The sequence below is a fragment of the Isoptericola sp. NPDC056134 genome (assembly GCF_042264825.1).
GTDB lineage: Bacteria > Actinomycetota > Actinomycetes > Actinomycetales > Cellulomonadaceae > Isoptericola > Isoptericola nanjingensis.
Map to the genome: position 1 here is coordinate 72,757 of NZ_JBHJVM010000004.1, position 20,873 is coordinate 93,629.

A 20,873-nucleotide genomic window follows, 5' to 3' on the forward strand; every position below is an offset into this window, starting at 1 on the left:
CCCGAGAGCACTAGACTCGGGGGGCCTCCCACCCCCTGTCGAAGGACACCCCTGCCTTGATCACCGCCCACGGCGTCGAGCTGCGCTTCGGCGCCCGCACCCTCCTGCACGAGGCGACGTTCCGCATCGCCCCGGGCGACCGCATCGGCCTCGTCGGCCGCAACGGCGCGGGCAAGACGACGCTCACCAAGACGCTCGCGGGCGAGACGCTCCCCGCGGCCGGGCAGATCACGCGGGGCACCGACATCGGCTACCTGCCGCAGGACCCGCGCACGGGCGACCTCGACGTCGTCGCGATGGACCGGGTGCTCAGCGCGCGGGGGCTCGACCACATCGTCACGCAGATGCGCGAGACCGAGGGCCTCATGGCCTCGGCCGACGCCGACACGCAGGCCGCGGCGCTCGAGCGCTACCCGAAGCTCGAGGCGCGGTTCCTCGCCGCGGGCGGGTACGCGGCGGAGTCCGAGGCGCACCGGATCACCAGCAACCTGGGCCTCGACGACCGCGTCCTGGCCCAGCCGCTGAACACGCTGTCCGGCGGTCAGCGCCGCCGCATCGAGCTGGCGCGGATCCTGTTCTCGGGCGTCGACACGCTGCTCCTCGACGAGCCGACCAACCACCTCGACGCCGACTCGATCGCCTGGCTGCGCGACTACCTCAAGGCGTACAGCGGCGGGTTCATCGTGATCAGCCACGACAACGACCTCCTGCGCGCCACGGTGAACAAGGTGTTCCACCTGGACGCCAACCGCGGCGAGCTGGACCAGTACAACCTCGGCTGGGACGCCTACCTCGCGCAGCGCGAGACCGACGAGCGCCGCCGCCGGCGCGAGCGCGCCAACGCCGAGAAGAAGGCCGGCGCCCTGGTCGCGCAGGCCGAGAAGATGCGCGCCAAGGCGACCAAGGCCACCGCCGCGCAGAACATGATCAAGCGCGCGGAGCGCATGCTCTCCGGCGTCGAGGGGGAGCGGCGCGCCGACAGGGTCGCGCACCTGCGGTTCCCGAAGCCCGCGCCGTGCGGCCGCACCCCGCTCACCGCCGAGGAGCTGTCCAAGAGCTACGGCTCGCAGGAGGTCTTCGCCGGCGTGGACCTCGCGATCGACCGCGGGTCGCGCGTCGTCATCCTCGGCCTCAACGGCGCCGGGAAGACGACGCTGCTGCGCATCCTCGGCGGCGTGGAGGAGCCGGACACCGGCCGCGTCGTGCCGGGGCACGGCCTGAAGATCGGCTACTACGCCCAGGAGCACGACACCCTCGACCTGGACGCCACGGTCGTGGAGAACCTGCGGCACTCGGCGCCCGACCTCACGGACACGCAGGTGCGCTCGGTGCTCGGCTCGTTCCTGTTCAGCGGCGACGACGCGGAGAAGCCGGCGAACGTGCTGTCCGGCGGCGAGAAGACCCGCCTCGCCCTCGCCACGCTCGTCGTCTCGAGCGCGAACGTGCTGCTGCTCGACGAGCCCACCAACAACCTCGACCCGGCGTCGCGCGCCGAGATCCTCGGGGCGCTCGACACCTACGAGGGCGCCGTCGTGATGGTCACCCACGACGACGGCGCCGTGGAGGCGCTCAACCCGGAGCGGGTGCTGCTGCTGCCCGACGGCGACGAGGACCTGTGGTCCGCGGACTACGCCGAGCTGGTGTCGCTGGCCTGACGCTCGCCGGCGGGCCTGTCGGCGTCGGCCCGCGGCCGCTCGGCGGCGTCCAGCAGCGCGTCCTCGTAGTCCTCGTCGACCTTCCGTCGGCGGGGGCGCTGGGGGCGCACCGCGGCGCCCGGCCGCCCGGTCCCGTCCAGGGGGTCCGGGCCGTCGCCCGCGGCGAGGAGGTCGCCCGCCGTCACGTGCACCGGCCGGGTCTCGCGCCGCCACAGCACGACGTAGCCGCCCAGCGCGCCGAGCGCGAAGATGCACCACTGCACCGTGTAGCTGAGGTGCGACCCCGGGTCGGTGTCCGGCTCGGGGAGGGCCCCCGGCGTCGTCGCGGCGGCCGGGTCCTCGGAGCGCAGCTGCCCGTACCCGCCCACGGTGTCGCCGTCGGCCCACGCGGCGCCGTCCGGGCCCGCGGCGAGCACCTGGTCGGTGTGGATCGCCTGCACCTGCCCCGCCGGGGTGCCCCGGTCGGAGGCGGGCTCGTCGGGCCGCATCGTCATGGTCACCTCGACCTCGCCGGCCGGCGGGTCGGGCACGGAGGACGGCGCGCTCGCGTCCTCGCCCAGCGGCACGAACCCCCGGTCGACGACGAGGACGACCGGCTGCCCGTCCGCCCCGGTGGTCTCGAGCGGCACCAGCACGTGGAAGCCGGGCTGGCCGCCGACGGGGCGGTTGCGCAGCAGCACCGTGTCCTCGGGGCGGTAGGTGCCGGTCGCGACGGCGGGGCGCCACTCGTCGTCCGGGTCGAGGACGGCGCCGGGCTCGGGCAGCACGTCGGCGAGGGGGACGGGGGACGCCGCGTAGTTGGACTGCACCAGGTCGATCTGCGCCTCGCGCCAGGTGTACCGGTGCCACTGCCACACGGCCGCCAGGACGCACACGGCGGCCAGGAGCACGGCGCCCAGGCCGAGCGTGATCCACTGCCGGCGGGTGCGCGGGGGTGTCGGCGCGTCGGGGGAGCGGTCGGTCGTCACGCGCGATCCAGCTCCGCGACGGGGACGGTCTGCTTCCAGAACGAGCGCGCGCCCAGGAACTGCTCGAGGTGCTCGCGGTGGTCGTCGCACGCGAGCCACACCTTGCGGCGCTCCGGGGTGTGCAGCCGCGGGTTGTTCCACAGCAGGCCCCACGCGGCCTCGGCGCGGCAGCCCTTGGCGGAGCAGACCAGCTCGCCCACCACCGGGTCGGCGTTCGTCCCGAGCACGTCCATCAGCGGGTCCCTCCGGGGTTCTCGTTCTCGTCCTCGTCCTCGTCCGCCGGGTCGTCCTGGTGCTCGACGACGCGGTGCGGGCCGTCGAACGTCTCCGGCCCGGAAGCCTCCTGGCGGTGCGGGTCGGCGTCGCCCTGGGCGGACGCGGTCAGCTCGGTGGGCGCGACGTCGACCATCGGCGACGTGTCGTAGGAGACGCGGTCGCGGCCGGCGTTGGCGAAGAGCACCGCCGAGTAGGGCAGGACGACGGCGAGCACCACGAGCGTCCAGCGCACCCAGCCGTCCGCGGCGATGGCGCCGAGGAAGCACACGATCCGGATGCCCATCTGGACGAGGTAGCGCCGCGTGCGGCGCGCCTGGTCCTCCTCCAGCGGCTCGGGGGCGCTGGTGATCGAGGGGACCTCGGCGCCCTGGTCCGCACCGTGGCGGCGGCCTCCGGAGGGGCGCGGACCGGGAGAGGTCGCGCGGGCGTTGCTCACCCGGCCAGTCTAGGACGGCGCGCGGAGCCCCAGGGACCTCTCCGCCGAGCGACCCGCCTTGTAGGGATCCGACAAAGCGTCGCGAGGACGTGTGACGCGCCGCGACCCTGCGTGGCCGCTCGCTCGGGGTAGCGTCACCAGGGCGTCGACGGCCGCCCGCACGCCGTCCCGCCCACCCCCCGTCCGTGACCACCCGCACGACCGCCGAGGAGAACCCGTGACCGACGCCCCCGCCCCCCAGCCCGCCGCGCCCGCCGGACGGGTCGTCGTCGTGACCGGTGCGGCGCGCGGCATCGGCCGCACCATCGCCGAGCGCTTCGTCGCCGCGGGCGACACGGTCGCCACGCTCTACCGGGGCGGGGACCTGCCGGACGGGGTGCACGGCTACGTCGCGGACGTGACCGACAGCGCCGCCGTCGACGCCGCGTTCTCGGCCGTCGAGTCCGACCTCGGCCCGGTCGAGGTGCTCGTCGCCAACGCCGGCGTCACGCGCGACCAGCTCCTCATGCGCATGAGCGACGAGGAGTTCGAGACGGTGCTCGACGTCAACCTCACCGGCACCTTCCGCTGCGTCCGTCGCGCCTCCAAGGGGATGATCCGCGCGCGCAAGGGCCGCATCGTGCTCGTCGGCTCGGTCGTGGGCCTCTACGGCGGCCCCGGCCAGGTGAACTACTCCTCGTCCAAGGCCGCGCTCGTCGGCATGGCCCGGTCGATCACCCGTGAGCTCGGCGGTCGTGGCATCACCGCGAACGTCGTCGCGCCGGGCTTCGTCGAGACCGACATGACCGCGGCGCTGCCCGAGGCCACCCAGAAGCAGTACCAGGCGTCCATCCCCGCGGGCCGCTTCGCCTCGACCGACGAGGTCGCCGGCGTCGTGGAGTTCCTCGCCTCCGACGCCGCGGCGTACGTCTCCGGCGCCGTCGTCCCGGTCGACGGCGGCCTCGGCATGGGTCACTGACCAGCCCAGGCCCTGCCCCCTCGCTACCTCACCCCCGCACAACCGGAAGGTCATCATGGCTCTGCTCGACGGCAAGAAGCTCCTCGTCACCGGCGTCCTCACGGACAGCTCCATCGCGTTCCACGCGGCCCGCCTCGCCCAGGAGGAGGGCGCCGAGGTGGTGCTCACCTCCTTCGGCCGCCAGATGAAGCTCACGCAGGCGTTCGCGAAGCGGCTGCCGGTCACGGCGCCCGTGGTGGAGCTGGACGTCACCAGCGAGGAGGACCTCGCGGCGCTCCCCGAGCGCGTCAAGGAGCACGTGGACGGCCTCGACGGCGTCGTGCACTCCATCGGCTTCGCCCCGCAGACCGTGATGGGCGGCAACTTCCTCGCGGCCGAGTGGGGCGACGTCGCGACGGCCCTGCAGGTCTCGACGTACTCGTACAAGTCGCTCATCGAGGCGGCCCGCCCGCTGATGTCCGGTGGCGCCTACGTGGGGCTCACGTTCGACGCCTCCTTCGCCTGGCCGGTCTACGACTGGATGGGCGTCGCGAAGGCGGGCCTGGAGTCCGCCAACCGGTACCTGGCCCGCGACCTCGGGCCCCACGGCATCCGGTGTAACCTCGTCTCCGCCGGGCCCATCCGCACCACGGCCGCGAAGTCCATCCCGGGTTTCGCGACCATGGAGGACGCCTGGCCGCAGCGGGCCCCGCTGGGTTGGGACCAGACGACGGCGGAGCCAGCTGCGCGCGCCGTCGTGGCCCTTCTCTCGGACTGGTTCCCCGCCACGACCGGGGAGATCGTCCACGTCGACGGCGGTGTGCACGCGATGGGTCAGTGACGGGTCGGGGGCCCGGCACGGGCCCCTGGGACGACCTGTGAGACGGAGCGCATGAGAGCGGTAACGCAGGCCGAGGGCGACGCGCCGACCTGGCGCCTCGTGCTGTTGCGGCACGCCAAGGCCGAGCCCGGCAAGGGCGTGATCCCCGACGACCGGCGCCCGCTGGCGCTGAACGGTCGCAAGCAGGCGAGCCGCGTCGGCATGGCGCTCACCGCGGCGGGCCTGCGCCCGCAGGTCGCGCTGGTGTCCTCCGCGCTGCGCACCCGGCAGACCTGGGACCTGGCCTCCTCGCACCTGGACGGCTCCGCCGACGCCGCGCTCGACGTGCGCGACGAGCTCTACGAGGCGAGCGTGCGCGACGTGCTCGGCCTCCTGCGGGAGGTCGAGGCGTCCGCGCGCACCGTGCTCGTCGTCGGGCACGAGCCGACCATGGCGGCGACGGCGGCGTACCTCGCGGGCGACGGCTCGGACGCCGCGGCCGTCGCGCAGGTGCGCGTGGGCGTCCCGACCGCCACCTACGCGGTGCTGGAGTCCGCGGAGCCCTGGGCCGAGTGGGGCCGCGACGGCGCCCGCCTCGTGCACGTCGGCCGCCCCTCCTGAACCGTCAGGACGTGCCGCGACCGTCGTCGGGCAGCTCGCCGAGCACCTCGTCGACGGTCGTGACCTCGACCAGCGGCGCGTAGAGCCGCATCGCGTCGAGCGCCCGCGCGTGGTCGGCGTCGCTCGCCCCGGCGCACGCGTCGGCCACCACCCGCACCCGCCGCCCGGCGTCCGCGGCGGGCAGCACCGTGGACAGCACGCAGCAGTCGGTCGAGACGCCGGCCACCACCAGCTCGTCCGCGTGCCCGGTCGCCGCGTCGAGCTCCGGCCCCCACTTGCCGAACGTCGTGGCGGTGACGACCGGCGCCCCCGCGGGGTCCAGGCCGTCCGCGAAGCCGTACAGCGGGTCGTCGGGCGGCACGAGGGCGAACGGCCACTGCGCGAAGTACTCCCGCCACGCGCCCTGCGGCGCGAGGGGCGCCACGTAGCGGGTCCACGCCGTCCGGCCGGCGAAGGCCGGCAGCAGCCGTCGCAGGTGCGCGGACGCGGCGTCGAAGCCCGGCGCGGCCCACGGGCTGCCCGGCCGGCCGAAGACCACCTGCATGTCGACCACGACGAGCGCGGCGCTCACGCCGACTCCTGCGCCGAGTCCTGCACCGAGTCCTGCACCGAGTCCTGCACCGAGTCCTGCACCGACTCCTGGCGTCGCACCGCGCGCGCCGAGAGGACGAACGTGCCCAGCAGCCCGAGCGCGAGGGCCACGAGCACGCCGAGGTTCGCGCCCGCCCACTGGCCGTCGCGGCCGCCGAGGCCGAGCGGCCCCAGCAGGTAGCCCTGCCACGACAGCCACCCGGCGTACGTGTTGGTGACGAGACCCCAGCCGATGGCGGTGCCCGCCACGACGAGCAGCACCGCCGACCACCGCACGCTGCCGTACCGCCCGCGCCGGTCCGCGAGCTCGTCGTCCGCGTAGTCCTTGCGGCGCAGCGCGATGTCGGCGAGCAGCACGCCGCACCAGGCGGCGATCGGTACGCCGAGCGTGATGAGGAAGCCCTGGAACGGGCCGAAGAAGTCGTCGGCGACGAAGACGACGTAGGTGGCACCGAGCACCATGAGGACGCCGTCGATCGCGGCCGCCACCCAGCGCGGGGCGGGCAGCCCCAGCGACAGCAGGGCGAGGCCCGAGGAGTAGATGTCGAGCGCCGCGCCGCCGATCAGCCCGGCCAGCGCCACGACCATGAAGGGGATGAGGAACCACTCCGGCAGCAGCACGGCCAGCGCGCCGATCGGGTCGGCGCCGATCGCGTCGGCGAGGGCGGGGTCCGAGCCGGCGAGCAGCATCCCGGCGACGAGCAGCAGCACCGGCGGGAGGGAGGCGCCGAACGTCGTCCACCCGACGACGCCCGCCCCGGACGCCGTGCGCGGCAGGTAGCGCGAGTAGTCGGCCGCCATGTTCACCCAGCCGAGGCCGAAGCCGGTCATCATGAAGACGAGCCCGCCGATGACCTGCGGCGCCTGCCCGGCCGGGATGGCCGCGACGGTCGCCCAGTCGACGTGGCCCGCGACGAGCACGACGTAGACCACCGTGAGCACGGCGGTCAGCACGGTGATGACCTGCTGCAGCTTCATCACGAGCTGGAACCCGAAGATCCCCGCGGCCACCACGACCAGGGCCACGACGGCGAGCGTCACGACCTGCGTCACGGTGCCGCCGCCCCACCCGAGCGTGCCGAGCACGGTCGCGGTGGCGAGCGTCGCGAGGGCGACCAGCACCGTCTCCCAGCCCACGGTGAGGATCCAGGACAGCAGCGACGGCAGCCGGTTGCCGTCCACGCCGAACGCCGCCCGGCTCAGCACCATCGTGGGCGCCGACCCGCGCCGGCCGGCGAGGGAGATGAACCCGCACGCCAGGAACGATGCCACGATGCCGACCGCACCCACGGCCACGGCCTGCCAGAAGGACACGCCGAACGCCAGCAGGTACGCGCCGTAGCCCAGGCCCAGCACGGACACGTTGGCCGCGAACCACGGCCAGAACAGGTCCCGCGGCCTCCCGTGCCGCTCGGACTCGTCGATGGTGTTGAGCGCGTTGGTCTCGACCGTCGTCGCCATGGTCCGATCCTGGCCCCTGCCAGGGGTTTCGCGCTACGGGTGCGCGCTCGGGCCGGTGCGCTCGGGCCGCCGGCTCAGGGGCGGGCGCTCCCGGGCCCGCGGCCCGCCGCGGCGTCGACGGCGTCGATGACGCCGAGCACGTCGTCGAGCCGGGGGCCGTCCACGCTGAACGGCGCCTGCGCTCGCACGAGCGGCTTGGCCGCGAAGGCGATGCCGATGCCCGCGGCGTCGATCATGTCGAGGTCGTTGGCGCCGTCCCCGACGGCGACCGTGTCGACCATCTCGAGCCCGCACTCGGCGGCCCAGCGGCGCAGCGTGGCGGCCTTGTCGGCACGGTCGACGACCGGACCGACGGTGCGGCCGGTGAGCACGCCGTCGGCCACCTCGAGGCGGTTGGCGCGCCAGCGGCCGATGCCGAGCGCGTCGGCGATCGGGCCGAGGATCTCGGCGAAGCCGCCGGACACGAGCCCGAACTCCCAGCCGCGGCGGTGCACCTCGCTCACGAGGTCGGCGGCGCCGGGGGTCAGCACGACGGCCTCGCGCACCGCGGTGAGGGCCTCGACGGGCACGCCGCGCAGCGTGGCGACGCGCTCGCGCAGGGAGCCGGCGAAGTCGAGCTCGCCGCGCATCGCGCGCTCCGTCACCTCGGCGACCTGGGCGCGGGTGCCGGCGTGGTCGGCGAGCAGCTCGATCACCTCGGCGGTGATGAACGTGGAGTCGACGTCGGTGACGACGAGCCGGCGGCGCGGCGCCTCGGCGCCGCCGTCCGCGGTGCTGCCGGGGGCGGGGGCGGTACGGGGAGCGGGATCAAGCAACGACGGTGCCCTTCGGGACGACGGTGATCCCCGACTCCGAGACGGTGAAGCCGCGGGCCCGGTCCTCGTCGTGGTCGACGCCGACGCGGGCCCGTTCGCTCACCACCACGTTCTTGTCGAGGATGGCGCGGTGGACCTGGGCGTGCCGCTCCACCTGGACGTTGTCCATCACGACGGCGTCCGTGACGGTGGCCCACGAGTGCAGGTGCGCGCCCGGGGACAGGATGGACCCTGCGACGGTCGCGCCGGAGATGAGGACACCAGGCGAGACGATCGAGTCGGCGGCGTGGCCCAGGCGACCCGGCCCGGCGTGCACGAACTTGGCCGGAGGTAGGCCCGTGTACCCCGTGAACATCGGCCAGTCCTGGTTGTAGAGGTTGAACACCGGGTGCACGGCGATGAGGTCGGTGTTGGCCTCGAAGTAGGCGTCGATGGTGCCGACGTCGCGCCAGTAGTCGCGGTCGCGGTCGGTGGAGCCGGGGATGTCGTTGCGGATGAAGTCGTACACGCCGGCGGTGCCGTCCGCGACGAACGCCGGGATGATGTCGCCGCCCATGTCGTGCCGGGAGTCCGGGTCGGCCGAGTCCTTCGTGACGGCCTCGACGAGCGCGTCGGCGTCGAACACGTAGTTGCCCATCGAGGCGAGCACCTCGGTGGGGGAGTCGGGCAGCCCCACCGGGCTCTCGGGCTTCTCCAGGAACTCGCTGATCCGCGTCGGGTCCTCGCGGTCCACCTCGATGACGCCGAACTGGTCGGCCATCGCGATCGGCTGGCGGATGGCTGCCACGGTGGCGCGGGCACCCGAGGAGACGTGCGCCTCCACCATCTGGGAGAAGTCCATGCGGTACACGTGGTCCGCGCCGACCACGACGACGATGTCGGGCCGCTCGTCGTCGATGATGTTGAGGCACTGGTAGATGGCGTCCGCCGACCCGAGGTACCAGTGCTTGCCGACCCGCTGCTGCGCGGGCACCGACGACACGTAGTTGCCGAGCAGCGACGACATGCGCCACGTCTTCGAGATGTGCCGGTCCAGAGAGTGCGACTTGTACTGGGTCAGCACGATGACGTGCAGGTAGTGCGAGTTGATGATGTTGGACAGCGCGAAGTCGACGAGCCGGTAGATGCCCCCGAAGGGGACCGCCGGCTTGGCGCGGTGCGCGGTGAGCGGCATGAGGCGTTTGCCCTCGCCGCCGGCGAGGACGATCGCGAGCACGCGGGGCTGGGTCGACGCCATGCCACGACCCTAGGGGGTCGCAGGCCGCCGCGCCCGCGACCCGCCGACCCCGCTAGGTTGGCCGCGTGAGCACGCCAGCCAGCAGCCCAGCAAGCACCCTCTCCAGCGACCCGTTCCGGGTCGACCTGCTGACCCGCGAGTACCCGCCGCACGTCTACGGCGGCGCGGGCGTGCACGTGGCGGAGCTGTCGGCGGTGCTGCGCCGGCACGCCGACGTGCGGGTGCGCTGCTTCGACGGGCCGCGCGCCGGTGACGACGCCGAGGCGGGCGTCACCGGGTACGGCGTGCCGGCCGAGCTCGCCGCCGCCAACCCCGCCCTCGGCACGTTCGGCGTGGACCTGGCGATGGCGCAGGACGTCGGGGGAGCCGACGTCCTGCACTCGCACACCTGGTACGCCAACCTCGCCGGGCACGTCGGCGGCCTGCTGCACGGGGTGCCGCACGTCGTGACGGCGCACTCGCTCGAGCCGCTGCGGCCCTGGAAGGCGGAGCAGCTCGGCGGCGGGTACGCCCTGTCGTCGTGGGCGGAGCGCACCGCCTACCTGGGTGCCGCGGGCGTGATCGCGGTGTCCGCCGGGATGCGCGCCGACATCCTCCGGGTCTACCCGGAGCTCGATCCCGAGCGCGTGCACGTCGTGCACAACGGCATCGACCTCGCGGGCTGGCGGCGCCCGGCGGACGGCGACCCGGCGGCCGAGCGGGTCGTCCGCGAGCTCGGCATCGACCCCGAGCGCCCGGCCGTCGTGTTCGTCGGCCGTATCACGCGGCAGAAGGGCCTGCCGTACCTGCTGCGCGCCGCGGCGCGGCTGCCGCGCGAGGTGCAGGTGGTGCTGTGCGCGGGCGCCCCCGACACCGAGGAGCTCATGGCGGAGGTGCGCGGGCTCGTCGCCGACCTGCGCCGCGCCCGCGGGGGCACGGGCGGCGCCGACGTCGCCGGCCCCGGCGGCTCCGGTGCCGAGGCCGGGGTGGTCTGGATCGAGCAGATGCTGCCCCGTCCCGACCTGGTCGCCGTGCTCGCGGCGAGCACCGTCTTCGTCTGCCCGTCGGTGTACGAGCCGCTCGGGATCGTCAACCTCGAGGCGATGGCCGTCGGCCTGCCCGTGGTCGGTACCGCGACCGGCGGCATCCCCGAGGTGGTCGACGACGGCGTCACGGGTGCGCTCGTGCCGATCGAGCAGGCCGACGACGGCACGGGCACGCCGCTGGACCCGGAGCGGTTCGTGGCGGACCTGGCGGCCGCGCTCGAGCGGGTGCTCGCCGACCCCGCGCGTGCGACGGCGATGGGGGAGGCTGGCCGGCGCCGGGCCGAGGAGCTGTTCTCCTGGGAGGCGGTGGCCGAGCGCACCCTCGACGTCTACCGGTCGGTCCTCGCGGACTGACCGGACGCCAGGGGACGGGCCGCCCGGGCCGTCAGCGGACCGCGGCGTACGTCGCGGCGCTGAGCGCGTGCCGTGCGGTGCGCTCCACCTCGCGCAGGGCGGTGGACCGCTGGTCCGACTGCCAGAGGTTCACGGCGCCGCCGTCGTCGACGGTCGCGAGGTCGACGATCGCGAGCAGCCGGGTGGCGAGCTGCAGCACCCGGGCGCGCCGGCCGTCCAGCGCGGGCACGGGCCAGCCGTCCGTGCTGCCGCCGCGCAGCCGCTCGATGGCGTCCGCGGCGTCGTCGCGCCACCGGGCGACGTCGAGGGCGTCGAGGGCGTCGGTCGCGGTGACGAGGCTGGTGCGCAGCTCCTGCTCGGCGTCGGCGAGGGAACCGAGGGTCCCGGCGACGTGGGTCGACCAGGCGGGCACGGGCCGCACCTGCCAGGCCACGAGGTGGCCGGGCTCCAGCGCGCTGCCGAACGCCGTGACGGCCGGGACCGCGGCCCACGACCCGGCCGGGGTGGTGATCATCATGCACTCGCCGGCGTCGGTGGCCTCGGCGCTGACGGCCGCGGGTGCGCCGCCCAGGTCGCCGGGCGCGGGCAGCAGGGCGCAGACCTCGCGGGGCCCGGCGAGCCAGGCGGTTACCAGGGCGCGCAGGTCGGCGTCGTCCTCCCGCCCCGGCATCCCCACGACGCCGTGCGGCTCGTCGTCGCCCTGCACGCTGCGCACGACGACGCCGGGCGCGGCGCCGGTGGTGGCGAGCCAGAGCGCCAGCACGACGCTGCGGGGCAGCGCGGTCGGGTCGGTCTCCACGGCCCTCACAGTAGACGTCCCGCCGCCGTCGTCGCAGGCCGGGACGCGGGCCGGTCGCGGCGCGCGGCTCGGGTAGGGTCGGGCCTCATGAGCGCGGTTCTCGACCTGCAGGGCGTCACCGTTCGACGCGGTACCACCACCATCCTCGACGCCGTGGACTGGCAGGTGAACGAGGGCGAGCGCTGGGTCGTCCTCGGCCCCAACGGCGCCGGCAAGACGACCATGCTGCAGATCCTCGCCGCGCGCTCGCACCCCACGGCCGGCACGGCCGAGCTCCTGGGCGAGCGGCTGGGCCGCGTCGACGTCTTCGAGCTGCGCCCCCGGATCGGCTTCGCCTCCGCCGCCCTCGCCGACCGGATCCCGGGCAGCGAGACCGTGCGCGACGTCGTGCTCACGGCGGCGTACGGCGTGACCGGCCGCTGGCAGGAGACGTACGAGGAGTTCGACGAGCAGCGGGCCAAGGACCTGCTCGCGGCGTTCGACGTCGCCGACCTGGCGGACCGCTTCTACGGGACCCTCTCGGAGGGCGAGCGCAAGCGCGTGCAGATCGCCCGTGCCCTCATGACCGACCCGGAGATCCTGCTGCTCGACGAGCCCGCGGCGGGCCTGGACCTCGCGGGCCGCGAGGAGCTCGTCGGGGCGCTCGCCGAGCTCGCGGCCGACCCGGCGTCGCCGGTCCTGGTGCTCGTGACGCACCACGTCGAGGAGATCCCGCCGGGGTTCACGCACCTCATGCTCATGAAGCGTGGCGGCATCCAGGCCGCGGGCCCGATCCGCGAGGTGCTCACCGCGGACAACCTCTCGCAGGCGTTCGGCACGCCCCTCATGGTCGCCCACGGCGGCGGCCGTTGGCTGGCCCGCGCGGCGCGACCCGCCGGTCGCTGAGACGGCTTCCCGCGTCGGCTCAGGCTTGGTAAAGTCTGTGCAAAACCTGGTGGCGGGAGCGTCGCCCCCCTGAGGGGTCTCCCGGCACCGCACGCTCCCGCGAGGGACGACGAGGGGAGAGGGCCGTGGACTCCTGGCTGTGGTGGGTCGGAGGCGCGCTGCTGCTCGCCGCGATCGAGATGCTCTCGCTCGACCTCGTGTTCATCATGCTCGCGGGCGGCGCGCTCGGTGGTGCGGTGACGGCCGCGGCAGGCGGGCCGGTGTGGCTGCAGTTCGTCGTCGCGTGCGCCGTCGCCCTGCTGCTGCTCTTCGTCCTGCGCCCGTGGTTGCTTCAGCATCTCAAGCAGCGGGTGCCGCTCGTCGAGACCAACGCCGCCGCTCACGTCGGGCGCCCCGCCGTGGCGATCACCGAGGTCACCGAGGCCGGTGGGCGGGTCAAGCTGATGGGCGAGGTCTGGAGCGCGCGCCTGGTCGACGACGGTGTCCCCGACTCCACGGGCCGCGTGCCCGTGGGTGCCGAGCTGCGCGTCGTGCGGATCGACGGGGCCACCGCCGTCGTCGAGCCCGCCGGGTCCTCGCACACCCAGCCCGAGCGCACCGCGTGACCGACGCTCGACCGCCCCGCCCGCGCACCTCCTGAGCCTGCACCACCCGCCGGTCCGCCGGCGCCCTGATCGACGTCGACAGAAAGGGACCCTCGTGTCCGACCCCTCCGCCGGCACCATCGTGCTGTGGATCGTGATTCTCGCGCTCGTGATCTTCGTGGTCGTGGCGCTGTTCAAGATGGTCCAGGTCGTGCCGCAGGCCAGCGCGCAGGTCATCGAGCGTCTCGGCCGCTACAACAAGACGTTCGAGCCCGGGCTGCACTGGCTCGTCCCGTTCATCGACAAGGTGCGGGCACGGGTGGACCTGCGCGAGCAGGTCGTCTCGTTCCCGCCCCAGCCGGTGATCACCAGCGACAACCTGGTGGTGAGCATCGACACGGTCATCTACTTCCAGGTCACCGACCCGAAGTCGGCCGTCTACGAGATCGCGAACTACATCACCGGTATCGAGCAGCTCACGGTCACCACGCTGCGCAACGTCGTCGGGTCCATGGACCTGGAGCAGACGCTGACCAGCCGCGACCAGATCAACGGCCAGCTGCGCGGCGTCCTCGACGAGGCCACCGGGCGGTGGGGCGTGCGCGTCAACCGCGTCGAGCTCAAGTCGATCGACCCGCCCGCCAGCGTGCAGGGCGCGATGGAGCAGCAGATGCGCGCCGAGCGCGACCGCCGCGCCACGATCCTCACCGCCGAGGGTGTCAAGCAGTCGCAGATCCTCACCGCCGAGGGCGAGAAGCAGTCCCAGATCCTGCGGGCCGAGGGCAACGCCCAGGCGGCGATCCTCCAGGCCGAGGGCGAGGCGCGCGCCATCCTCCAGGTGTTCGGCGCGATCCACGAGGGCGACGCCGACCCGAAGCTGCTGGCGTACCAGTACCTGCAGATGCTGCCCCAGATCGCGAACGGCACGGCCTCGAAGCTGTGGGTGGTGCCGACCGAGTTCACGGCCGCGCTGGGGTCCATCGCCCAGGGCTTCGGCGGCGTGCCCGGCACCCCCGGCATCCCCACCCCGCCCGCTGACGACGAGGGCGCCGCCGAGCCGCGGCCGCGGGCGTCGTCGCTCCCCGCGCAGGCCCTGGAGGACCCGGGCGAGGCGCTCGCGGAGGCTCGGCGCCAGGCCGAGGCCGCCACGGCGGACGCCACGAGCGCGGGCACCCGGTCGGGTGCGCCGTTCGACCCGTCCGCCGAGCGCGGCCAGCGGCCGTCGGACGGCCCGACGGCGCCGCCGTCGCCCGGCGCGCAACCGCGGTCGCTCGGCGGCGAGCCGGAGGAGCCGCAGCAGTAGCAGCAGCCCGGCACGTCGCCGGCGCGGTCGCGAGGGCCGTCACCCCGAGGGGTGACGGCCCTCGTGCGTCTCCGGACGGTGCCGTCGGGGGAGCGACGACCGCGTTGCGGAGTGAGTGCTCACTCATTTAGTGTGTCGCCCATGAGCCCCCCGCCCACGCCGACCGGTCGTGCCGCCCCCATGGCGCCGGACGACCGCCGCTCGGCGATCGTCGACGCCGTGCTCCCGCTCGTCGGCGAATTCGGCCTCGACGTCACGTCCCGCGAGCTCGCGGACGCCGCCGGTGTCGCCGAGGGCACGCTGTTCCGCGCCTTCGGGGACAAGTACACGCTCATCGGCGCGGTGGCGGTCGAGGGCCTGCACCGCGCGTCCGGGCCGGTCGAGACGCGCGCGGAGCTGGCGGCGATCGACCGCGAGGCGCCGCTCGAGGAGCGGCTCGAGCGGGTCATCGAGCTCGGCCGCCGCCGGATGAGCGACGTCATGCGCTGGATGGGTGTGCTGCGCGCGCTGCACCACCGCACCGGGGCGCGCGACCAGGTCGAGCCCGGGCACGTGCAGGACTTCCGCGCGCAGCTGATGGAGCAGCGGGAGCAGCAGCGCGAGGCCACGGTCGCCGGCCTGATCGGGGTGCTGCAGCCCGACGAGCACCGGCTCCGGGTGCCGATCGAGGTCGCCGTGGCCCTGGTCGAGGCGAGCATCGCCGGCACGCACGCCCGCGTCGACCACCTGCTGCCGGCACCCTCGCCCCGGGTCGTCGCCGATGCGCTCGTCCACGGCATCGCGGAGGATCGAGGAGAAAAACACGTGCCCGAGGCCACCGCGGCGCAGAACACTGCGGACCGGAAGACCACCGCGTCCGAGATTCCCCCCGGGACGGCGACGCCCCGTACCTCCCACCCCCAGGAGCCCTGATGCTCGTCTCCCTGGCGCGGACCTATCTGCGCCCGTACGCCGGCGCCGTCGGCGTGCTGCTGGTGCTCCAGCTGCTCGCGACGCTCGCCTCCCTCTACCTGCCGTCCCTCAACGCGGACATCGTCGACAACGGCGTGACGACCGGGGACACGGCCTACATCATGCGGGTGGGCGGGTGGATGCTCGTCGTGAGCCTCGTCCAGGTCGCCTGCGCGATCGGCGCGGTGTTCCTGGGCGCCCGGGCCGCGACGGCGCTGGGCCGTGACGTGCGCCGCGACCTGTTCGACTCGGTGCAGGGCTTCTCCGCCCGCGAGCTCGGTCAGTTCGGCGCCCCGTCGCTCATCACCCGCACGACCAACGACGTGCAGCAGGTGATGATGGTCGTGCTGATGACCTTCACCATCATGGTGATGGCGCCGATCATGCTGGTCGGCGGCGTCATCATGGCGCTGCAGGAGGACGTCGAGCTGTCCGCTCTGCTGCTCGTGGTGGTGCCCGTGCTGGGCATCGCGATGGGCCTGCTGATGTGGCGGATGGTGCCGTACTTCCGGGCCATGCAGAAGCGGATCGACGCCATCAACGGCGTGCTGCGCGAGCAGATCACCGGCCTGCGCGTGGTGCGCGCCTTCGTCCGCGAGGACCGCGAGCTGGAGCGGTTCGGTGCCACGAACGAGGCCCTGTACGACACGTCGCTGAACGCCGGCAAGCTCATGGCGCTGGCGTTCCCGATGGTCATGCTCATCATGAACGCGTCGAGCGTCGCCGTGCTGTGGTTCGGCGCGCAGCGCATCGACAACGGCCAGATGGAGGTGGGGGCGCTCATGGCGTTCCTCAGCTACATCATGTACATCCTCATGGCCGTCATGATGTCGACGATGATGGTGATGATGGTGCCGCGCGCGTCGGTCGCCGCGGGCCGCATCACCGAGGTCCTCGACACCGAGACCTCGGTCACCGAGCCAGCCGCGCCGGCCTCCCTCACCTCCCTGGCCGACGGAGAGGGGCCGCGCGGCGAGGTGACGTTCGAGGGCGTCGAGTTCCGGTACCCGGGCGCCGACGAGCCCGTGCTGCACGACCTGACGTTCACCGCGTCGCCCGGCCGGGTGACCGCGATCATCGGCTCCACCGGTGCGGGCAAGACGACGCTGGTCAACCTCGTGCCGCGGCTCTTCGACGTCACGGGCGGCCGAGTCCTCCTGGACGGCGTGGACGTGCGCGACCTGGCGACGGCCGACCTCGGGTCGCAGCTCGGCCTGGTGCCCCAGAAGGCCTTCCTGTTCAGCGGCACCGTCGCGGACAACCTGCGCTACGGCAAGGCCGACGCCACCGAGGACGAGATGTGGGCCGCGCTGGAGATCGCGCAGGCGCGCGACTTCGTCGAGGCGCTCCCCGAGGGGCTCGAGGCGCCGGTCGCGCAGGGCGGGACGACGTTCTCCGGTGGGCAGCGCCAGCGGCTCGCGATCGCGCGCGCCGTCGTCCGGCGTCCGCGCGTGTACCTGTTCGACGACTCGTTCTCGGCCCTCGACTACAGCACGGACGCGCGGCTGCGCGCCGCCCTGCGGCCGCGCACCCAGGACGCGACAGTGCTCGTCGTCGCGCAGCGCGTGGCGACCATCCGCGACGCCGACCAGATCCTCGTGCTCGACCACGGGCGCATCGTCGGGCGCGGTACGCACGCCGAGCTGCTGGCCGACAACGAGACCTACCAGGAGATCGTCACCTCCCAGATGTCCCTCGAGGAGGCGGCATGAGCACCGAACGCAAGGCACCGGCGGCCCGGCCGGGTGGCGGCCCCCGTGGCGGCGGCCCGATGGGCATGATGGGCGGCGCCCCGGGCGCCAAGGCGATGGACTTCCGCGGGTCGCTCGTGCGGTTCGCGGGGGTGATGCGCCCCGAGCGGGCGCGCGTCGTCCTGCTCACCCTGTGCGGCGTCGTCTCGGTGGCGCTCACCGTGGCGGGGCCGAAGATCCTGGGCGACGCGACCAACGTCATCTTCGCGGGCTTCGTCGGCAAGGGACTGGCGGCCGCCGGCGTGCCCGCCGGGACCACCGGCGACGAGGCCGCCGCCATGCTGCGCGCCTCCGGGGACAGCGCACAGGCCGGCCTGATCTCCTCCCTGCCGAACGTGGTGGCGGGCCAGGGCGTCGACTTCACCCGCCTCGGCGAGATCCTGATGTGGGTGATCGCCATCTACCTGGGGGCGTTCCTCTTCGGGTGGCTGCAGGCGCGGATCATGACCATCGCCGTGCAGAACACGATGCGCCGGCTGCGCGACGACGTCGAGGCCAAGCTGCACCGCATCCCGCTGAGCTACGTGGACAAGCAGGCCAAGGGCGAGATCCTCTCGCGCGTCACCAACGACATCGACAACGTCGCGCAGACGACGACCCAGACGCTCGCGCAGCTCGTCACCTCCGTGCTCACGGTGATCGGCGTGCTCGGGATGATGTTCTGGATCTCGTGGGTGCTGGCGCTGGTCGCGCTGGTGACCGTGCCGCTGTCGGTGATCCTCACCATGCAGATCGCCAAGCGGTCGCAGCCGCAGTTCGTGGCGCAGTGGGCGGCGACCGGGCGGCTCAACGCGCACGTCGAGGAGATGTTCACCGGCCACTCGCTGGTCAAGGTCTACGGTCGCCAGGAGGCCGCGGCCCGGACCTTCGGCGCGGAGAACGAGGCGCTCTACGACGCGTCCCGGAAGTCGCAGTTCATCTCCGGCACGATGCAGCCGTCGATGGGCTTCCTCGCCAACCTCAACTACGTGATCGTGGCCGTGATCGGCGGGCTGCGCGTGGCCTCGGGGCAGCTGTCCCTGGGCGACGTGCAGGCGTTCATCCAGTACTCGCGGCAGTTCACGCAGCCGCTCACGCAGATCGCGTCGATGATGAACCTGCTCCAGTCGGGCGTCGCGTCGGCCGAGCGGGTCTTCGAGCTGCTCGACGCCCCCGAGCAGGAGCCGGACCCGGCCGACCCGCGCCGGCTGGACCACGTGCAGGGCCGGGTCGCGTTCGAGGACGTCTCGTTCTCCTACGACCCCGAGACGCCGCTCATCGAGCATCTCGACCTCGTGGCGGAGCCCGGGCAGACGATCGCGATCGTCGGCCCCACGGGCGCCGGCAAGACGACGCTGGTCAACCTGCTCATGCGGTTCTACGAGGTCGACTCCGGCCGGATCACGCTCGACGGCGTGGACAGCCGGGACCTGACGCGCGACGACCTGCGCTCGCGGATCGGCATGGTGCTGCAGGACACGTGGCTGTTCAAGGGCACCATCGAGGAGAACCTGCGGTACGGGGTGCGCGACGGCGCCTCGGTCGGCGAGGCGGAGTTCCTCGCCGCGACCGGGGCCACGCACGTGGACCCGTTCGTGCGCACGCTGCCCGACGGGTACGCGACGCTGCTCGACGACGAGGCGACCTCGCTCTCGGCGGGCGAGAAGCAGCTGCTGACCATCGCCCGGGCGTTCCTCGCCGACCCGGAGATCCTCGTGCTCGACGAGGCGACGAGCTCCGTCGACACCCGCACCGAGGTGCTCGTCCAGCAGGCGATGAACGCGCTGCGGGCCAACCGCACGTCGTTCGTCATCGCGCACCGCCTGTCGACCATCCGCGACGCCGACACCATCGTCGTCATGGAGCACGGGCAGATCGTGGAGCAGGGCGACCACGACACGCTGCTCGCCGCGGGCGGGGCCTACGCGCGGCTCTACGAGTCGCAGTTCAGCGCCCCCGTGGTGGACGAGGAGGACGTGGTCGCCGGTCCCGCCGGGGTCTGACCTCGCCCCGGCACGCTCGATGTCGTCAGGGGTCAGGGCAGGACGAGCAGCCGGGCGGGCGGAGAGTCGGGGGCCTGCCAGAAGAAGCGGGCCTCGCCCACGACCTGCCAGCCCCGGTGCACGTAGACGGCGTGCGCGACGCCGTCGCGGTCGTCGACGTCGAGGACGGGCGTGCGGCCCTGGGCGCGCAGGTGCTGCTCCGCGGCGTCGAGCAGGCGACCTCCCGCGCCCATGCCCTGGACGTCGCTCGCGACGAAGAGCACCGAGACGCACCCGAGCTGGTCGACCGGGCGCCCCGCGCCGGCCGACCAGATCGCGCCGTGCTCGTCGTCGTGCACCGACGTCACGCTGACGTGCCCGACGACCCGGCCCTCGTGGACGGCGACCCACGCGGCCTCCTCGTCCGGTCGCACGAGGAACTCGCGGACCCCGACGACGGGCGGCCAGGCCCGCGGGTAACCGCTGGTCGGCTGCTGCTCGCGGACGACGTCGATCAACGTCGGGACGTCGGCCTCGACGCGGGGGCGGACGGTGATGGCGGGGGCGGTGGTCACTCGGCGTGGCACGAGGCGATCCTCGCACGGGGCCCCGACGCCGGGATCAGCCCGAGACGCTGAGGGTGGCGCCGACGGTGGCGACGTCGGCCAGCGCCTCGGCGTGCACCCGCGCGAGCTGCGCGCGGGACACCTTGAGCCCGCGCCGCGTGTCGTCGGTCGTGACGTGGGCGGGGCCCCCGACGCCGGCGCCGTCGGCCGCGTCGTCCGGGACGTCGGTGAGCGAGACCGGGCGGACGAGGGTCCAGTCGAGGCCGCTGGCGCGCACCACCTCCTCCTGCCGACCCGAGTCGGTGAACTGGCGGCCGATGACGAACCGGAACACCAGCTTCCAGGTGAGGTCGAGGTGCGCCCACGAGCCGCCGAGGCCGTACGTGCTCTGCACGACCAGGCGGCGTACGCCGGTCTCGCGCATGGCCGCGACCACGGTCGCCGTGCCGCGCGAGCGCACGTCCGCAGGGGTGCTCGACCGGCGCAGCCACTGCACGGCGAGCGGGTTGTCCGAGATGCCGAGCGTGACGACGACGGCGTCCTGCCCGGCGACCGCCTTGGCGACCGCCTCGGGGTCGAGGGCGTCGCCGTCGACGGGCCGCAGGGACCCCGGCTGCGCGTCCGGACCTGCGACCGGTGCGGCGAACGCGGTGCTCGCCGTCCGGCCGAACGCGGTCACGCGGTGCCCCGCGGCCACGAGCTCGCGGGTGATGGCGAGGCCGCTGCCCCGCGTCGCTCCGACCACCAGTACGTCCATGAGAGTCCTCCTCGTCGTGCCGGGCCCCGTGCGGCTTCGGCGTCTGGTTCCAGGTTTCCAACACGGCGCCGGACGAACCATGAGGTGACATCCGGGAGTCTTGACCGTTCGTCCGGAGGG

The 20,873-nt window shown here is 73.8% G+C and carries 21 protein-coding genes; 11 read left to right on the forward strand and 10 right to left on the reverse strand.

Annotation, left to right across the window (positions count from 1 at the left end; translation table 11 throughout):
* The first annotated feature begins 56 nt into the window (after nt 1-56).
* A complete protein-coding gene (locus ACFCZN_RS05500) occupies nt 57-1,655 on the forward strand; it encodes an ABC-F family ATP-binding cassette domain-containing protein (RefSeq protein WP_429763285.1) in 1,599 nt (532 codons plus the stop codon).
* Here ACFCZN_RS05500 and ACFCZN_RS05505 read toward each other — a convergent pair.
* Genes ACFCZN_RS05505 through ACFCZN_RS05515 form a run of 3 tightly spaced genes read right to left on the reverse strand, consistent with a single transcriptional unit; the run spans nt 1,628 to nt 3,335 of the window.
* The gene (locus ACFCZN_RS05505) at nt 1,628-2,623 is read right to left on the reverse strand and encodes an SURF1 family protein (protein ID WP_430556099.1); all 996 of its coding nucleotides are present in this window, start codon (nt 2,621-2,623) and stop codon (nt 1,628-1,630) included. The genes ACFCZN_RS05500 and ACFCZN_RS05505 overlap by 28 nt on opposite strands.
* A complete protein-coding gene (locus ACFCZN_RS05510) occupies nt 2,620-2,856 on the reverse strand; it encodes a hypothetical protein (protein ID WP_429763287.1) in 237 nt (78 codons plus the stop codon). Before ACFCZN_RS05510 ends, ACFCZN_RS05505 begins: the two co-directional genes overlap by 4 nt.
* Nucleotides 2,856-3,335 (reverse strand): DUF3099 domain-containing protein, encoded by a 480-nt coding sequence (locus ACFCZN_RS05515; RefSeq protein WP_430556100.1) that lies wholly within the window; start codon nt 3,333-3,335, stop codon nt 2,856-2,858. Before ACFCZN_RS05515 ends, ACFCZN_RS05510 begins: the two co-directional genes overlap by 1 nt.
* Nucleotides 3,336-3,552: 217 nt before the next feature.
* Between ACFCZN_RS05515 and fabG the strand changes: the two genes are divergently transcribed.
* Genes fabG through ACFCZN_RS05530 form a run of 3 tightly spaced genes read left to right on the forward strand, consistent with a single transcriptional unit; the run spans nt 3,553 to nt 5,713 of the window.
* Nucleotides 3,553-4,293, forward strand: a complete 741-nt coding sequence (gene fabG / locus ACFCZN_RS05520; RefSeq protein ID WP_429763289.1) for a 3-oxoacyl-ACP reductase FabG — start codon at nt 3,553-3,555, stop codon at nt 4,291-4,293.
* A gap of 55 nt (nt 4,294-4,348) precedes the next feature.
* A complete protein-coding gene (gene fabI / locus ACFCZN_RS05525; RefSeq protein WP_429763290.1) occupies nt 4,349-5,113 on the forward strand; it encodes an enoyl-ACP reductase FabI in 765 nt (254 codons plus the stop codon).
* A 51-nt stretch (nt 5,114-5,164) separates the two neighbouring features.
* Nucleotides 5,165-5,713 carry a SixA phosphatase family protein gene (locus tag ACFCZN_RS05530; protein WP_429763291.1) on the forward strand — a complete coding sequence of 183 codons (549 nt, stop codon included), beginning with the start codon at nt 5,165-5,167 and terminating at the stop codon, nt 5,711-5,713.
* 4 nt (nt 5,714-5,717) lie between these two features.
* On the opposite strand, the gene ACFCZN_RS05535 is transcribed toward ACFCZN_RS05530, so the two are convergent.
* The 4 genes from ACFCZN_RS05535 to glgC form a co-directional block, all read right to left on the reverse strand.
* The gene (locus ACFCZN_RS05535) at nt 5,718-6,284 is read right to left on the reverse strand and encodes a cysteine hydrolase family protein (RefSeq protein ID WP_430556101.1); all 567 of its coding nucleotides are present in this window, start codon (nt 6,282-6,284) and stop codon (nt 5,718-5,720) included.
* On the reverse strand, nt 6,281-7,765 hold the full coding sequence (locus ACFCZN_RS05540; protein ID WP_430556102.1) for a purine-cytosine permease family protein: 1,485 nt from the start codon (nt 7,763-7,765) through the stop codon (nt 6,281-6,283). Before ACFCZN_RS05540 ends, ACFCZN_RS05535 begins: the two co-directional genes overlap by 4 nt.
* A gap of 74 nt (nt 7,766-7,839) precedes the next feature.
* Nucleotides 7,840-8,580, reverse strand: coding sequence for a phosphoserine phosphatase SerB (gene serB / locus ACFCZN_RS05545; RefSeq protein WP_430556103.1), 741 nt, complete (start codon nt 8,578-8,580; stop codon nt 7,840-7,842).
* On the reverse strand, nt 8,573-9,817 hold the full coding sequence (gene glgC / locus ACFCZN_RS05550; protein WP_429763295.1) for a glucose-1-phosphate adenylyltransferase: 1,245 nt from the start codon (nt 9,815-9,817) through the stop codon (nt 8,573-8,575). The genes serB and glgC overlap by 8 nt, the downstream gene beginning before the upstream one ends.
* A 65-nt stretch (nt 9,818-9,882) precedes the next feature.
* On the opposite strand from glgC, the gene glgA reads away from it, so the two are divergent.
* Complete coding sequence (glgA, locus tag ACFCZN_RS05555; protein WP_430556104.1) at nt 9,883-11,196, forward strand: glycogen synthase; 1,314 nt, start codon at nt 9,883-9,885, stop codon at nt 11,194-11,196.
* A 31-nt stretch (nt 11,197-11,227) separates the two neighbouring features.
* Here the strand turns inward: glgA and ACFCZN_RS05560 are convergent, their stop codons facing one another.
* Entirely contained in the window at nt 11,228-11,995 is a 768-nt protein-coding gene (locus ACFCZN_RS05560; RefSeq protein WP_429763297.1) for a hypothetical protein, read from the reverse strand.
* A gap of 87 nt (nt 11,996-12,082) precedes the next feature.
* Between ACFCZN_RS05560 and ACFCZN_RS05565 the strand changes: the two genes are divergently transcribed.
* The 6 genes from ACFCZN_RS05565 (at nt 12,083) to ACFCZN_RS05590 (ending at nt 19,451) form a co-directional block, all read left to right on the forward strand.
* Nucleotides 12,083-12,880 carry an ABC transporter ATP-binding protein gene (locus ACFCZN_RS05565; protein WP_429763298.1) on the forward strand — a complete coding sequence of 266 codons (798 nt, stop codon included), beginning with the start codon at nt 12,083-12,085 and terminating at the stop codon, nt 12,878-12,880.
* A 125-nt stretch (nt 12,881-13,005) separates the two neighbouring features.
* The gene (locus tag ACFCZN_RS05570; protein WP_429763299.1) at nt 13,006-13,485 is read left to right on the forward strand and encodes an NfeD family protein; all 480 of its coding nucleotides are present in this window, start codon (nt 13,006-13,008) and stop codon (nt 13,483-13,485) included.
* A gap of 94 nt (nt 13,486-13,579) precedes the next feature.
* Complete coding sequence (locus tag ACFCZN_RS05575) at nt 13,580-14,767, forward strand: SPFH domain-containing protein (RefSeq protein ID WP_430556105.1); 1,188 nt, start codon at nt 13,580-13,582, stop codon at nt 14,765-14,767.
* A 141-nt stretch (nt 14,768-14,908) separates the two neighbouring features.
* On the forward strand, nt 14,909-15,679 hold the full coding sequence (locus ACFCZN_RS05580) for a TetR/AcrR family transcriptional regulator (RefSeq protein ID WP_430556106.1): 771 nt from the start codon (nt 14,909-14,911) through the stop codon (nt 15,677-15,679).
* Nucleotides 15,679-17,430 (forward strand): ABC transporter ATP-binding protein, encoded by a 1,752-nt coding sequence (locus ACFCZN_RS05585; protein ID WP_430556107.1) that lies wholly within the window; start codon nt 15,679-15,681, stop codon nt 17,428-17,430. The genes ACFCZN_RS05580 and ACFCZN_RS05585 overlap by 1 nt, the downstream gene beginning before the upstream one ends.
* On the forward strand, nt 17,427-19,451 hold the full coding sequence (locus tag ACFCZN_RS05590; protein WP_430556108.1) for an ABC transporter ATP-binding protein: 2,025 nt from the start codon (nt 17,427-17,429) through the stop codon (nt 19,449-19,451). Before ACFCZN_RS05585 ends, ACFCZN_RS05590 begins: the two co-directional genes overlap by 4 nt.
* A 32-nt stretch (nt 19,452-19,483) precedes the next feature.
* Here ACFCZN_RS05590 and ACFCZN_RS05595 read toward each other — a convergent pair whose 3' ends face one another.
* Nucleotides 19,484-20,017 (reverse strand): N-acetyltransferase family protein, encoded by a 534-nt coding sequence (locus tag ACFCZN_RS05595; protein ID WP_429763304.1) that lies wholly within the window; start codon nt 20,015-20,017, stop codon nt 19,484-19,486.
* A 34-nt stretch (nt 20,018-20,051) separates the two neighbouring features.
* Nucleotides 20,052-20,753: an NAD(P)-dependent oxidoreductase gene (locus ACFCZN_RS05600; RefSeq protein WP_430556109.1), complete on the reverse strand. Its 702-nt coding sequence runs from the start codon at nt 20,751-20,753 to the stop codon at nt 20,052-20,054.
* Nucleotides 20,754-20,873: the final 120 nt, after the last annotated feature.